This is a genomic window from uncultured Maribacter sp. (assembly GCF_947500985.1).
Lineage (GTDB): Bacteria > Bacteroidota > Bacteroidia > Flavobacteriales > Flavobacteriaceae > Maribacter.
Genome location: NZ_CANMTX010000013.1, coordinates 16,729 through 31,422, shown reverse-complemented (window position 1 = coordinate 31,422; position 14,694 = coordinate 16,729). Strand labels below are relative to the sequence as shown.

Below are 14,694 nucleotides of genomic sequence, written 5' to 3'. Positions count from 1 at the left end.
ATTGCTAATTGCTAATTGCTAATTGCTAATTGCTAATTGCTAATTGCTAATTGCTAATTGCTAATTGCTAATTGCTACTCAAAAGTAAAGTTGATGAAAATTCCGCGCGTTTTTAAAGACTCTATGTTTCCCGTCCAAGGGCTATTTGGGTCATTATCTGGAACTAATTCGTCGGTAATGGCAAAAACACCACGAATAGAAGGGGTGAATTTGAAGTACTCTAAGTAGAAATCAATACCGAAACCAAGTTCATAATTGTAGACCCATTTCTTCATTCTAAAGGTGCCGGTACTATTGTCGTCAAGACTTTCTTCATTACTGCCTAGGTTGAGTCCTGTAGATACACCGCCTAAAAGAAACGGTTTAAAATTTCCATATCTTCTAGTACTGGCTTTTAGTAATAGAGGAAAATTAATGTAAGTTGATTTTACTTCTCTAATGGCATCTCGTTCATCTTCAAAGCCTGGGAATCCTAATAATCTAGAACCATAGTGTAACCCAGGCTCAAAACGAACATCTAAAAACTCGTTAAGTCGTACCTCTCCAATTAATCCAACATTAAAGCCAAAGCTTTTACTGACCAATATATCTTGGGCGTTTTCTTTGTATTCAAATTTAAAATCATATTGATTTAAACCAAGGAAGTAACCCCAGTTTAAGAGCTTCTTATCTTCGTTTTGTTTATTCAATATGGGACTTTCGTTGAATTGAGCACTTGCTATATTAACAAGCAACAACGTTAGGGGTATAAAAAACCACTTCTTCATATATCCTGGTTTACGATTGTAAAACGTCAAATATAAATTGTGAGTAAGCTAAAATTATAGTTTAGTCTTCTTCGCAACATAAATTGATGCAACCCCAAATGTTTGAGGTTTATTCGTTACATCTATAAACCCGATTTCGCGTAAAATATTGTTGAAGTTTTCACCATGTGGAAAAACAGAAGCAGATTCACTTAAATAGCCATAAGCAGAATCATCTTTTGAGAATAATTTTCCTATTAGCGGAAGTATATTTTTAGTGTAAAAGCTATAGCCTTGTTTGTACGGGGTTTTGGTAGGTACTGAAGTTTCTAAAACAACCAAGGTGCCATTTGGTTTTAAGACACGTAGAATTTCTGCCATACCAGTATTCAGCGTTTCAAAATTTCTTACACCGAAAGAAACTGTTACTGCGTCAAAAGAATTGTCTTCGAAAGTTAGTTTCTCACTATCGCCAACAACCATTTCAATAGTACTGTTTAGTTTTTTGTCGGTCACTTTGTCTTTGCCGACAGCTAGCATGCCTGGAGAAATATCTAGACCTACAATCTTTTTTGCACCTGTTTTAACAAGAGCAATCGCTAAATCTCCTGTGCCAGTAGCAATATCCAGAATAGATTGTGGTTTTTCTTTTTTTAATATTTCCACTACTTTTTTACGCCATTTAATATCTATTCCAAATGATATTACGCGATTTAGACCGTCATAATTTTTAGAGATAGTATCGAACATTTTAGTAACCTGTTCCTTTTTTCCCAGGTTAGAATCTTTGTATGGCGTAACTTTTTGGGGCATTTTATTGCTATTTTTTTGGCAAATATACAATATAGCTCGTGCTTTATTCCTTTTTAACCATTTAGGTTGGTTGTTGATGGTTAAAGAATTGAAAATAAAGAATAAACTAATTTAATTATGTAATTTTGCTCCATAATAAATGCTATAGATTTCAAGACTACTTTTAAGTATATATGATAGTTAAGAGAAGAAAATTAGTGCTTGATAAGTAGCGGTCTAATAAAATAAATGAAGATTATAATTGCTGGTGCTGGGGAAGTAGGCTTTCATTTAGCCAAGTTACTCTCTTATGAATCACAGGATATTACCTTAATCGATTCTAAAAAAGAAAGTCTTGCTTACGCAGATAATCATCTAGATATACGAGTTTTAAAAGGCGATGCAACTTCTATTGCTGTATTAAACGATGCACAGGTAAAAGATTCAGATTTGGTTATTGCTGTAACTTCATCTGAAACTACAAATTTAACACTTTGCATGCTAGCTAAGCAATTAGGCTGTAAGCGAACTATTGCTAGAATATCGAATACAGAGTTTATTAAGAATAAAGATTTATTGAGATTTTCAGATTTAGGTATCGATGAGTTGATATCTCCAGAAGCTTTGGCGGCAACTGAAATACAGATGCTTTTAAATAAATCTGCGTTTAATGATACTTACGAATTTGAAGATGGAGAGTTGATAATGGTAGGTGTATCATTATTGAAGTCGGCACCATTTGTAGGCAAGCAAGTAAAAGAAGCGGCAAAGATCTTTCCAGAATTACATTTCATGCCAATTGCATTACAGCGAACAGGTACTCAGTATACGGTAATACCTAGAGGTGATACGGTTTTTAAGGAAGGTGATCAAGTGTATTTTATAACTGTGAAAAAAGGTGTAGATGAGCTTTATAAATTAACTGGAAAGAAAAAAGCCGAAATCAAGAATGTAATGATTCTTGGAGGAAGTAAAGTAGGTTATAAAACGGCTAGAGATCTTTGTGCCAATAAATTCAACGTAAAGTTGATAGAAAAAAACAAAGAGAAAGCCTTTGATTTAGCAGATGAGTTGCCAAATGCACTTGTAATTAATGGTGATGGTAGAAATGTTGAATTGCTAGATGAAGAGAGTTTAGAATCTATGGATGCTTTTATTGCGGTAACCGGAAATTCTGAAACGAATATTATGTCTTGCTTGGTGGCAAAATCAAAATATATAAAAAAGACGATAGCGCTAGTTGAGAATATGGATTATTTTCAGCTCTCTCATTCTATTGGTATTGATACGTTGATCAATAAAAAGCTACTGGCTGCAAATAATATTTTTAGACACATACGAAAAGGAGAAGTGGTTGCCTTAATGCGTTTGAATAATTTGAATGCTGAGATTTTAGAATTTATAGTGAAAAAGAATTCTAAAGTAACCGGTGCTACAATTAGGGAATTAGATTTTCCGAAAGCTGCTACTATTGGTGGTGTTGTTAGAGATGGTGTAGGGCATATTGCACTTGGTGGATTTAAGATCCAAGAAGGTGATCGAGTTGTAGTTTGTTGTTTGCCGAACGAGATTCAAAAAATAGAACGAATGTTCCTGTAAGATGCGGCTTAATTTAAGAATCATAATTCATATAATGGGGCTTCTATTGCTATGCAATGGAGGCTTTATGCTTTTGGCGGCTGTTGTCAGTGGTGTTTACCAAGACGGAGCAACTTTAAGTATAGCTTTGGCATCTATAAGCACAATGTTCGTAGGGGTTTTTATGATGTACTATACCAGGGGTCATAAAAAAGAAGTAAAGCAGAAAGAAGGCTATATTATTGTAACCTTCGGGTGGATAGTGATGTCTATTTCTGGTATGCTGCCTTATTTGTTTTCAGGGGCTATACCTACGGTAACAAATGCTTTTTTTGAAACCATTTCTGGTTATACAACCACCGGAGCTTCAATAATGGATGATATAGAAGCGATGCCAGAAGGTATTTTATTTTGGAGAAGTTTAACCCACTGGATTGGTGGTATGGGTATTATCGTTTTGGCGATTGCTATATTGCCATTGCTGGGAATAGGAGGTATGCAGTTGTTTTCTGCAGAGGCACCAGGACCTACGGGAGATAAATTACACCCTAGAATTACAGATACGGCAAAACGCTTGTGGTTAATTTATTTCGGATATACTGTAGCAGAAACCATTTTACTTCAAGTAGCGGGAATGTCATTTTTTGATGCTATCAATCACGCTATGGCAACGCTATCTACTGGTGGTTTTTCAACTAAAAATGCAAGTGTAGCACATTGGAATGATCAACCTGTTATTCAATATATCATCATATTCTTTATGTTTCTGGCAGGTAGTAATTTTGTGCTTAGCTATTTTGCCTTTAAAGGAAAAGTTCAGAAAGTAATACAAGATGAGGAGTTTAAGTACTACGCCGGTTTTACCATTGTCTTTACTATAATAGTAGCCTTGGTGGTATATTACCAAGCTAATATTACCGATCTTACTCCTGGTTATCCTATGGTTTTAGGTAAAGCAGAAAGCGCATTCAGACATTCGTTATTTCAAATTATTTCTGTAATTACCACAACAGGGTTTGTTAGTGCAGATTTTACGCAGTGGACACCTTTCTTGACCGTGTTTTTCTTCGGATTGTTCTTCTTAGGAGGTTCGGCGGGATCAACGGCAGGTGGTATAAAAGTAATGCGTCACTTATTGATTATAAAGAATGGTGTATTGGAGTTTAAGCGAACTTTGCATACGAATGCCATCATACCTGTACGATATAACAATAAGACTGTAAAGGAGAAAATAGTTTATAATATTATTGGATTCTTTGTGCTCTACATGTTACTCTTCATAATAGGGGCTTTAGTGTTAGGCTTTTTAGGATTAGATTTTGAATCAGCCATTGGGGGCGCGGCATCATCTTTGGGTAATGTTGGTCCGGCGTTAGGTAGTTTAAATCCTGTGAGTAATTTTAATAGTTTACCCGATTTGGCAAAGTGGTGGTGCGGTTTTTTAATGTTGGCGGGCAGGTTAGAACTTTTTACCGTACTGATATTATTGACCCCGTATTTCTGGAAAAGAACTTAAGTTTAATGAAAGTATAAAGCATAAAAAAGTCCCTTCATTTGAAGGGACTTTTTTTATTATATGATTTAGCTGAGGTTTATTTCAGCGCTTCTTTTATTCTTGAAATGGCTTCCTTGATTTCTTTTACCGAAGCAGCATAAGAAATACGTATACAATTACCATTTCCAAAAGCATCACCGGTTACGGTTGCAACGTTGGCAGCTTCTAAAATGTACATTGAGAAATCTGACGCGTTGTTAATTGTCGTGCCATTGAATGTTTTGCCAAAATAAGCGGTTACATCTGGGTAAACATAAAAAGCACCTTCTGGCTCGTTACATTTAAAGCCTTCAATGTCATTTAATAACCCTAAAATAAGTTTACGTCTTTCTTTAAATTCATCAACCATGTATTTAATACGGTCTGGCGACTCTTCTAAAGCAGTAATTACGGCACGCTGAGCAATACAATTCGCACCACTGGTAACTTGACCTTGTAGCTTGTTTGTTGCACGGGCAATGTAAGCTGGTGCGCCAATATAACCAATACGCCATCCCGTCATTGCAAATGCTTTTGCAACTCCGTTTACAGTAACGGTGCGGTCAAACATATCTTCAAATTTTGCCATTGAAGCATGTGCGGTAACACCATAATTGATATGCTCGTAAATTTCGTCGCTTACTACAATAATTTGAGGATGATTTTTTAAAACATCTGCAAGTGCACGTAATTCTTTTTTGCTATAAATAGATCCACTAGGGTTACAAGGAGAGCTATACCATAACATTTTTGTTTTAGGTGTAATAGCAGCTTCTAACTGTTCGGGAGTCATTTTAAAATCGTTCTCTAGAGAAGTAGGTACTTCTACAGGTACACCATCCGCCAACTTTACAATATCACTATAACTAACCCAGTAAGGGCATGGTAAAATAACTTCGTCGCCAGGGTTTAGAATAACCTGTGCAACATTGTATAAAGATTGCTTAGCACCCGTCGAAACAACAATTTGTGGTAATTCGTATGATAGGTTGTTATCTCTTTTGAATTTAGTGATAATAGCCTTTTTTAAATCTACGTACCCATCAACTGGTGTGTAAGAATTGTAATCGTCCTTTACTGCTTGAATGGCAGCATCTTTAATATAATCAGGAGTATTAAAATCTGGTTCGCCTAAACTTAAACCGATAATATCTTTTCCTTGTGCTCTTAATTCACGGGCCTTAGCGGCCATTTCCAAAGTAGCTGACGGTGTAACGCTGTTAATTCTGTCCGAAAGTTGATTGCTCATGGTTGCTCTTAATTTCTAGTATTGTAATGTAGGCTCTTTGCCTAATTCTTTTAAATGTTTGAAGTGCGAAATTATAGCTTTTCTAGTAGTTTTATACTCGTGATATGGTAAATTAAATTCCTGTGCCGTTTGTTTCACAATTTTCGAAATATTTGTGTAATGTACGTGACTTATGTTCGGAAATATATGGTGTTCAACTTGGTGATTTAGACCACCAGTAAACCAATTTACAATCTTGTTTTTAGTTCCAAAATTTACGGTAGTGAACAATTGGTGAATTGCCCATGTATTTTTCATAGTGCCAGATTCATCAGGTAATGGTGTGTCGGCGTCATCAACAATATGAGCTAATTGAAATACAACACTTAATATTACCCCTGCAACATAATGCATTAAAAAGAATCCGATTAAAATTTTCCACCATGCGATATCTAAAACCAACATTGGTAATACGATCCAAATAGTGATGTAAAGTAATTTTGTGATAATTAGGGTGCTCCAGTTCATGGTAGCACTTGGTAGTTTACCGTAAGATAATTTACGCTTCATATACCTGTACATTTGCTGAAAATCGGTTGTAATCGCCCAGTTAAACGTTAACAATCCGTAAAGTAAAACGGAATAAAAATGTTGAAACTTATGGTGTTTTTTCCATTCTGCATGTTTTGAGAAACGTAATATTCTACCCGCTTCCATATCTTCATCATGTTCATGAATGTTGGTGTATGTATGGTGAAGTACATTGTGTTGTACCTGCCAGTTGTATACATTGCCTGCAAGAATGTAGATACTACTCCCCATTAACTTGTTAACCCATTTCTTATTGGAATATGCACCATGGTTACCATCATGCATTACGTTCATACCAACGCCGGCCATACCAACACCCATAACAATTGTCAATAGAAAATTAGCCCAATTAGGTAGCCCTAACGTCAGTATTAAAAAATAAGGAGCAAGAAAAAGAGCGAACATAACTACAGTTTTTAAGTGTAATTTCCAGTTGCCTGTTTTCTTTAATTTATTTGTTTTGAAATAATCGTTAACTCTACTGTTCAAAGTTTTAAAAAACTTTGCAGAATCTGTTCTTGGAAAACGAATGGTATTTTGTTCCATAATTTGGTAATCTTTTACTTAATATTTTGTAATTGAATCTATAATAGTTTGATAGCTTAATTAAAAGCTAAATCTTTGCATCAGTGAAAGTACTAATATTATCTATTTACAAATATACGCATGACTGTTGAAATCATATTTGAAAATTTTCCCAATTTATCTGAAAATCAAAAACAAGAATTTAGAAAATTAGAGGAATTATATAAGGATTGGAACCAAAAAATTAATGTGGTATCAAGAAAAGATATAGATGAGCTTTATCTCAGACATGTTTTGCATTCATTGGGTATTGCGAAATTTATAACATTTAAAGATGGTTCTACTGTTCTTGACGTAGGCACTGGAGGTGGTTTTCCTGGTATACCTTTAGCTATTTTATTTCCTGAAGTACACTTTACTTTAGTAGACTCTATCGGTAAAAAAATAAAAGTAGTAAACGAAGTTGTTGAAGGTTTACAATTAGCAAATGTAACGACCATAAATGCTAGGGTCGAAGAGATACCAGGTAAATTCGATTTTATCGTCAGTAGGGCAGTGGCAGCGATGCCAACTTTTGTGCACTGGATAAAAGGTAAAATTAAAAAAGATTCTAAGCACCCTATTCGTAATGGAATATTATACTTAAAAGGGGGTGATTTAAATGAGGAATTAAAAGATTATAGAACTGCTGAGGTCTATAACTTGACCGATTATTTTAAAGAAGATTTCTTTGAAACAAAGAAAATGGTCTACTTGCCGTTAAAATATAAGGGCTAATTTTTTTAAAGTAGAAAAGAACTGTAGTAAGCCTTTTTGTATTTACTAGCGAACTCTTTTAAATAATTCCAAGTGTGAATTTGTATGCAGGTAATATGTAGTCTAATACTGTCGATAATCATAAGCAATTGATTTTAAATGAAGTACAAATTTCGGTAAATTACCTTGAGTTTACAATTAATTAACGTTAAATTTACATTGATATTGTATTAGTACAGTGTTAAAATTTGTCAAATACTAAAAAAACGCCCATCAACTATGTGTTAATGGGCGTTTTTAGTATTTGTAAAATTATTTATTCACTCCATGGTGGTACAACTCCGTTTGTTCTTGCGTAAGCAATAAGTTGACCTTTATGTTCGCCGTTGTGTTCCATAATGGCTAATAATCCACCTAGTTTATTAGATTTCATAAAGCCAAAATCAACTTCTTCGTTTAAAGAACCATCTTCAACATTGGTAATGTTATCTAGAACAAATTCGTTAGATTTTTTAAGAGCGGCAATGATGTTCTCTTTACCTGTAATTTTACCTAAGTTCATTACATCTACATCTTCTGGTGGAGCAAATCCTAATTTAGAGGCTAAAAAGTAATTTCCGCCAGCAACGTGTAAAAGGGCTTCACCTACAGAGCTGATTCCTTCTGCCGGTCTCCAATCATATTTTTCTTCAGGAAAAGCTTCGGCAAGTTGTATTACTTGAGATTGATTTCCTGTTAAAACGGCTTTAATTGTGTTCTGTGTTAATTCTTCTTGTGCATAAGAAAAGCATCCTACAAATAAGAATGCTACGAGTAATAACTTTTTCATAATTAGTGTGTTAAGGTTGTTAAAAGTAAATTGTGATACTTGTAATTTAAGCTAAAAATAATAGCGCTATGTCAAAAAAAATGGCTGAATTTACATTCAGCCATTAAAGTTGCTTTTATCCTAAAAACGGATACCTGTAATCTACAGGAGTAACAAAAGTCTCTTTTATTAATCTTGGAGAAACCCAGCGTAAAAGGTTTTGAGCTGATCCAGCCTTGTCATTTGTTCCAGAAGCTCTTGCTCCACCAAAAGGTTGTTGACCAACAACAGCACCTGTAGGTTTGTCGTTAATATAGAAGTTACCTGCGCAGTTTTGTAATGCTTTGGTAGCTTCGTCAATAGCATATCTATCTTGTGAAAGTACAGCGCCAGTAAGTGCGTACTCAGAGGTGCCATCAATTAATTGTAATGTTTCGCTCCAATCTTTATCGTCGTAAACGTAAATAGTAACTACAGGGCCGAATAATTCAGTTTCCATAGTAGTGTATTTAGGATTTGTTGTTAAGATAACCGTTGGCTCAATAAAGTAACCTTTAGATTTGTCAAAAGAACCACCAGCGTATACTTCAGCATTTTTATCTTCTTTGGCTTGGGTAATATATTTTGCCAATTTATCAAAAGAACCTTCATGAATAACTGCAGTAATGAAATTGCTCATATCTTCAGGGGATCCAGGCTTGTTAAAAGAAGCGATATCAGCTTTAACATATTCTAGAATCTCTTTAGAAGTAGATTTTGGTAAATATACTCTTGAAGCTGCGCTACATTTTTGACCTTGAAATTCGAATGCACCTCTTGAAATCGCTGTAGCTACTTGTTTAGGGTTAGCAGTTGGGTGTGCTAGAATAAAATCTTTACCACCAGTTTCACCAACTATTTTTGGGTATGTTTTGTAGGTATGAATGTTATTTCCTATTTGCTTCCAAAGTTCTTTGAACACGTGTGTAGAACCTGTAAAGTGAATACCAGCAAAATCTGGGCTAGCTAATACGGTTTCGGTAATCATTACTGGATCACCATAAACAACATTGATAACTCCATCAGGCAAACCGGCTTCTTTGAAAACATCTACAATAACTTTTGCAGAGAAAACCTGAGAGTCACTCGGTTTCCAAACAACAACGTTCCCCATCATAGCTGCACTTGCAGGTAAATTACCGGCAATGGCGGTAAAATTGAAAGGGGTAATAGCGTAGATGAATCCTTCTAAAGGACGATATTCTACTCTGTTCCAAATACCTTCGGCAGAATCTGGTTGCTCGGCATAAATTTGAGACATGTACTCTACGTTAAAGCGTAAAAAGTCAATTAACTCGCAAGCGGCATCTATTTCTGCTTGATGAATATTTTTAGATTGTGCGATCATGGTCGCCGCATTAATCTTCGCGCGGTAAGGACCTGCAAGTAATTCAGCAGCTTTTAAGAAAATAGCTGCACGTTGCTCCCAAGTTAAGTTAGCCCATGCATCTCTGGATGATAAACAGTTATCAATTGCAGATTGAACATTTTCTTTATTTGCAGTATGATAAGTACCTACAATGTGTTTGTGATCATGTGGAGGTGACATTGGCTTAGTGTTGCCTGTGCGTACCTCTTCTGAACCAATATACATTGGTACATCAACCGTGTTGTTGAAATATGCTTTGTATTGTTCCAAAACTGCTTCTCTTTCTGGAGATCCAGGAGCATAGCTTTTAATTGGTTCATTAAATGCTGTAGGAACTTGAAAAAATCCTTTACCCATTGTCAATTTTTTTAAATTAAAAAGTTGAACAAAGGTACTAAAAGGGTGGTGGACTAAAAACTATAAAAAGACTTTAGTTAAGGGCGAAAGGTGCGCTAAATTTAAAAGTAGGAATGTAAACTCTAAACTTTTCGGCATTACTCATAATGACCATGTTATAGTGCCCTTTCATTGCACCTATTGGCGATGTTAGTAGGCAACCTGAATTGTAAGTGTGAGATTCCCCTGGTTGAATTACCGGTTTTTTTCCAATAACACCTTCGCCATCTAAGGTCTCCATTTCGTTTAAAGAATCATATATTTTCCAATGACGAGAAGTTAACTGTACAACATCTTTACTTTGGTTCTCAATGGTAATAGTATACCCAAATGCATAATGCATTTTGTAGTTTTTAAAGAACGTGCCTTCAAAAGTTGTTTGAACCGAAATTTTAATGCCTTTAGTAACCTGTGTTATCATCATATTTAATAGGTAAATACGCTTGCTGCGATTAATATGGTTATCGCAATACTTCCTAAAATTACAAATAATGTGTTTAGGAAAAAATACTTTATAACCGTTTTAACTCTTCCTTGCTGATAGAAATTGCGCATTGCTTTGTAAAGGTAAATAGCGAATATTAAAATAAACAATCCTTCGCTACTAATATTGAACACTGCGTTGATCAAATTGCTAACAATGAGCAAGATAAATAATAATGATTGATTGTGGAAACTAAAGATTAAATGATCGGTATAAGTGTATTTTTTTCTGATATAGACCATCCAAATGAAGAAAGAAAAGAATGGCAGAAAGAAAAATGTGGTGAATGGCAGTTTTGAAATTAAAGAATTTATAAATGTTCCAGGTCGTTTTTCTATATCAACTAAACTAGTAGCTAAGTTGAATGCCATTTCATTTTCTTTGTTTTCAGGTATTTCAAACTTTGTTAAACCTTGTTCAAAGTAATAAATGGTATCATGCTTAATGATGGTATTGAAGAAGTCTATTTTACCAAGAAAGCGGCGTGTTAGATCCTCTGTATTTATGTCTTTAAAATAAGACTTTGGGTCGGCAAGAATAGTAGAGTCTTTTTTGCTAATTCCGTTTTTGATATAGCTATTTATGTCAAGCGAGTCTAATTGAGATAAAGCGAACTGTTTCTCTTCTTCGTTTTCAAATTCAATTTTTTGAAATTCTTTATTGAGGTCGATATCTATGATTGGTTTTTTGTTCTCATAACCAAACTTATTATAAGACTCGAACTTACTATTGAAGCTGATAATCAGAAAATAAATAATAGATAAGCTGAGTAGAAAGCGAAAAGGGTTAGTGTAAGAAAGGCGTTTGCCATTAATATATTCTCGTGTAATTTTACCTGGCCTTAAAAGTAAGGCGGTTAACGTTTTCCATAACTTAGAATCGTATGAGAAATAATTCGCAAGAAATTCTTCAAAAAAATCAAAAAGAGTGAGTTTTTTTGTGCTGTTAGCTTGAGAGCAATTGGGACAGTATTTGTCGCTTAATTCTAAAGGGTGACCACAGTTAAGACAGTCTGCCCCTCGATATTTTAGTTTAAATCTGCCTGATGGTTGAACGGCTGGTTTGTTCTCCATAAATCAATGAAAAACGTAAATATACAGCTAGTTGGTGATATTTCTAGAATTGGCGGAGCCAATACCTATAATACTGTCGTACATGTCGCCAAAGTTGCGGTAATATACAAGTACCAGGTAATTATTTTCAGTAAAATGAAAGTTTCCACCAACTTCATTTAATTTAATTTTTTCGCCACTCTTAACTGCGTACTTATAATTGTAAAATCCCTGTTTCATTTTTAGGGTTGCTTCTAACATGCCGTTTTTTTCATTATAAACCAGCTTGTTTTGGTCTGTGAGGGCATAATTATTGAATTTACCGAAAATATAGACATCGTCTAGGGCAATATATTCGGTGTAAGGTAAGCTGAAATATACGTTGGTGTACTCAGCTTCTCTAGAAGCATTGTCGCCTTGTAAAGTTCTAACAACAAAATCTCCATTAATATCAGGAAAATAGGTGTATGGTTTGTCGTTTCTAAAATCGTCAGAGAATAAATAATGGTTATATAAATCTGTTAGATCAATACTCGAGATTTGAGAACTTGGCGCCCTAAGGTCGCTAGTGTCGAACAATAGAAATTCGTTGCCGCCGTAAAAGGCAGTTTCTTGATCATATTTATAAACTAATTCGCTTCCCATTGTGTATTGCGGGGAAATGTTGGTGATAGCTGTTGGCCAATAATGATTTTGAAGAATGGCAACTTTAACTTCTTTCTTCGGGTTTATAAGACGTAATGATCCTGAGGTAATACTAAATTGAACTACTTGCTTTTCATTAATGTAATTAAAGTCTCTAGAACGTTTAATAGAAGTAGAAACAGAAACAATGTCTTTATATACAACAAATCTTCTTGAGAATTGTAAGTCGTTATTGCTATTGTATATTTCTATAAGATAATTACCGCTAACTTTTAGGCGAACATTGTCATTAGGTATGGTTAGTTGGTAATTAGAGTATGATTGTAAAGTGCTGTAACTGTTCTCGTAATCTGTAATTCGTTGGTTGTCGACACCGTCTAAGTACTGAGATTTTAATAAAGAAGATGGGGTCCAATCGTAATCGCAATGAATTACCTTATAATAATAGTCTTGTTCATTGGCTAAAACATCATCGAATTCTAAATATAAAGGTTCGCCTATTTTAATAACGGGAAATTGATCTTCGGTAGGTCCTTTGAAAACGATCGATTTAATATTTTCTGGTGGGTTTACTTCTTCTTGAACTTGAGCAACTAAATTTTGCAGAAATAATAGACAAATAAAATGTTTGAAGAAAATGCGCATTATACCCTGTTTTTTTTAAGTAAAGGTAAACAAAAAGGGTGCCTAAAAAATATAGCTCGTTCTATTGTCTAATTTATGGGACAATAATTATGAAAACGAAGTTTTTGTACTTAAATTTGCTCAAATTTTGATAACCTAAAGGTCTATACGCACATGTCAAAAGACATTCGAATTAAAAAAGGGCTCAACATTAATCTGGTGGGAACCGCAGAACAGACTACTTCAAAAGCTGTTTTAAGTAATGTTTACGCTATACAGTTAAGTGATTTTCACGGAATTACCCCAAAAATGATGGTAAAGCAGGGCGCCGAAGTAAAAGCGGGAGAGCCTTTGTTTTATAACAAGAACATGGAGAGCATGCTTTTTGTTTCACCAGTAAGCGGTGAGCTTATTGAGATTGAAAGAGGGGATAGAAGACGTATTTTGACCTTAAAGATATTGGCAGACAAAACACAAGAGGCGTTTTCAGGTGCTGCTTTAGATGTAGAGAATACATCGAAAGAAGAGTTGAAGGCTGTTTTGTTGAAAAGTGGCTGTTGGCCATTTATTAAGCAGAGACCTTATGATGTAGTCGCCAATCCTGATACTACACCTAAATCTATTTTTATTTCTGGGTATTCAAGTGGGCCGTTACAGGCAGATTTGGATTATGTATTACAGGGTAAGGAAAAAGAACTACAATCTGCAATTACTGCATTAAGTAAGTTAACGCCAGGTAAAGTTCATGTATCTGTAGGGTCTAGTAAATCGCCATTGTCTTCAATGACAGGGGTAGAGTTGCATAATGTTTCTGGTCCGCATCCTTCAGGTTTGGTAGGTACGCAAATCAATAAATTAGATCCTATTAATAAAGGTGAATTGGTTTGGACAGTAACTCCGCAAGATTTAATTATTATAGGTGAATATTTATTGACAGGTAAGTTCAATGCAGAGCGTATTATCGCGCTTGCAGGTTCTTCGGTTAAGGCGCCTAAATATTATTCAACTAAAATAGGGGCTGAGATTTCTACATTTTTATACGCTAGTGGTGTAAATGAAGAAAATTTTAGAGTTATAAATGGTGATGTGCTTACAGGTTCTAAAAGTAGGCCAGACGGTTACCTTGGGTATTATAATAATACAGTAACAGTTATTCCAGAAGGAGACGATTATGAATTGTTTGGATGGAACAAACCAGTTTTTAATAAAATTTCGGCTACAAGGGCATTAACGTTCTCTTGGATGCAGCCAAACAAAAAATATGATTTGGATACCAATACTAATGGAGAGCACAGGGCTTTCGTAGTAACGGGGCAATATGAAAAAGTTTTTCCGATGGATATTTTTCCAATGCAACTGTTAAAAGCTTGTATGGTAAAAGACTTGGATGAAATGGAGCAATTAGGTTTGTATGAGGTAGCTCCAGAAGATTTTTCGTTAACTGAGTTTATATGTATTTCTAAGCAACCACACCAGAAGATTATTCGTGAGGGGTTAGATTTATTGCAAAAAGAAATAGGATAAGAA

General features: G+C 34.8%; 13 protein-coding genes. 4 read left to right on the top strand and 9 right to left on the bottom strand.

The features are described from left to right. Positions 1-74: 74 nt before the first annotated feature. Both Q0871_RS17905 and ubiE read right to left on the bottom strand, forming a co-directional pair. Positions 75-767, bottom strand: coding sequence for a porin family protein (locus Q0871_RS17905; protein ID WP_299326177.1), 693 nt, complete (start codon positions 765-767; stop codon positions 75-77). A gap of 54 nt (positions 768-821) precedes the next feature. After that, positions 822-1,559 carry a bifunctional demethylmenaquinone methyltransferase/2-methoxy-6-polyprenyl-1,4-benzoquinol methylase UbiE gene (gene ubiE / locus Q0871_RS17900; RefSeq protein WP_299326174.1) on the bottom strand — a complete coding sequence of 246 codons (738 nt, stop codon included), beginning with the start codon at positions 1,557-1,559 and terminating at the stop codon, positions 822-824. A 228-nt stretch (positions 1,560-1,787) separates the two neighbouring features. On the opposite strand from ubiE, the gene trkA reads away from it, so the two are divergent. After that, on the top strand, positions 1,788-3,137 hold the full coding sequence (gene trkA / locus Q0871_RS17895; RefSeq protein ID WP_073247406.1) for a Trk system potassium transporter TrkA: 1,350 nt from the start codon (positions 1,788-1,790) through the stop codon (positions 3,135-3,137). A gap of 1 nt (position 3,138) precedes the next feature. Further along, complete coding sequence (locus Q0871_RS17890; protein WP_299326168.1) at positions 3,139-4,632, top strand: TrkH family potassium uptake protein; 1,494 nt, start codon at positions 3,139-3,141, stop codon at positions 4,630-4,632. A gap of 76 nt (positions 4,633-4,708) precedes the next feature. Here the strand turns inward: Q0871_RS17890 and Q0871_RS17885 are convergent, their stop codons facing one another. Further along, on the bottom strand, positions 4,709-5,899 hold the full coding sequence (locus Q0871_RS17885) for a pyridoxal phosphate-dependent aminotransferase (protein ID WP_299326166.1): 1,191 nt from the start codon (positions 5,897-5,899) through the stop codon (positions 4,709-4,711). Between the two features lie 15 nt (positions 5,900-5,914). Beyond that, positions 5,915-7,015 (bottom strand): acyl-CoA desaturase, encoded by a 1,101-nt coding sequence (locus Q0871_RS17880; RefSeq protein ID WP_299326164.1) that lies wholly within the window; start codon positions 7,013-7,015, stop codon positions 5,915-5,917. Positions 7,016-7,135: 120 nt separating this feature from the next. Here Q0871_RS17880 and rsmG point away from each other — a divergent pair, with 120 nt between their 5' ends. After that, on the top strand, positions 7,136-7,771 hold the full coding sequence (rsmG, locus tag Q0871_RS17875) for a 16S rRNA (guanine(527)-N(7))-methyltransferase RsmG (protein WP_299326162.1): 636 nt from the start codon (positions 7,136-7,138) through the stop codon (positions 7,769-7,771). Positions 7,772-8,066: 295 nt separating this feature from the next. Here rsmG and Q0871_RS17870 read toward each other — a convergent pair whose 3' ends face one another. From Q0871_RS17870 to Q0871_RS17850, 5 genes are all read right to left on the bottom strand, one after another. Next, positions 8,067-8,579: a DinB family protein gene (locus Q0871_RS17870; RefSeq protein WP_299326160.1), complete on the bottom strand. Its 513-nt coding sequence runs from the start codon at positions 8,577-8,579 to the stop codon at positions 8,067-8,069. Between the two features lie 115 nt (positions 8,580-8,694). Next, complete coding sequence (pruA, locus tag Q0871_RS17865; RefSeq protein ID WP_299326157.1) at positions 8,695-10,323, bottom strand: L-glutamate gamma-semialdehyde dehydrogenase; 1,629 nt, start codon at positions 10,321-10,323, stop codon at positions 8,695-8,697. 73 nt (positions 10,324-10,396) lie between these two features. Next, on the bottom strand, positions 10,397-10,783 hold the full coding sequence (apaG, locus tag Q0871_RS17860) for a Co2+/Mg2+ efflux protein ApaG (RefSeq protein ID WP_073247456.1): 387 nt from the start codon (positions 10,781-10,783) through the stop codon (positions 10,397-10,399). Positions 10,784-10,788: 5 nt separating this feature from the next. Next, positions 10,789-11,919 carry a DUF3667 domain-containing protein gene (locus Q0871_RS17855; RefSeq protein WP_299326154.1) on the bottom strand — a complete coding sequence of 377 codons (1,131 nt, stop codon included), beginning with the start codon at positions 11,917-11,919 and terminating at the stop codon, positions 10,789-10,791. A 27-nt stretch (positions 11,920-11,946) separates the two neighbouring features. Beyond that, positions 11,947-13,188 carry a DUF5103 domain-containing protein gene (locus tag Q0871_RS17850; protein WP_299326152.1) on the bottom strand — a complete coding sequence of 414 codons (1,242 nt, stop codon included), beginning with the start codon at positions 13,186-13,188 and terminating at the stop codon, positions 11,947-11,949. A 153-nt stretch (positions 13,189-13,341) separates the two neighbouring features. Between Q0871_RS17850 and Q0871_RS17845 the strand changes: the two genes are divergently transcribed. Then, on the top strand, positions 13,342-14,691 hold the full coding sequence (locus Q0871_RS17845; protein WP_299326150.1) for a Na(+)-translocating NADH-quinone reductase subunit A: 1,350 nt from the start codon (positions 13,342-13,344) through the stop codon (positions 14,689-14,691). Positions 14,692-14,694 lie beyond the last annotated feature (3 nt).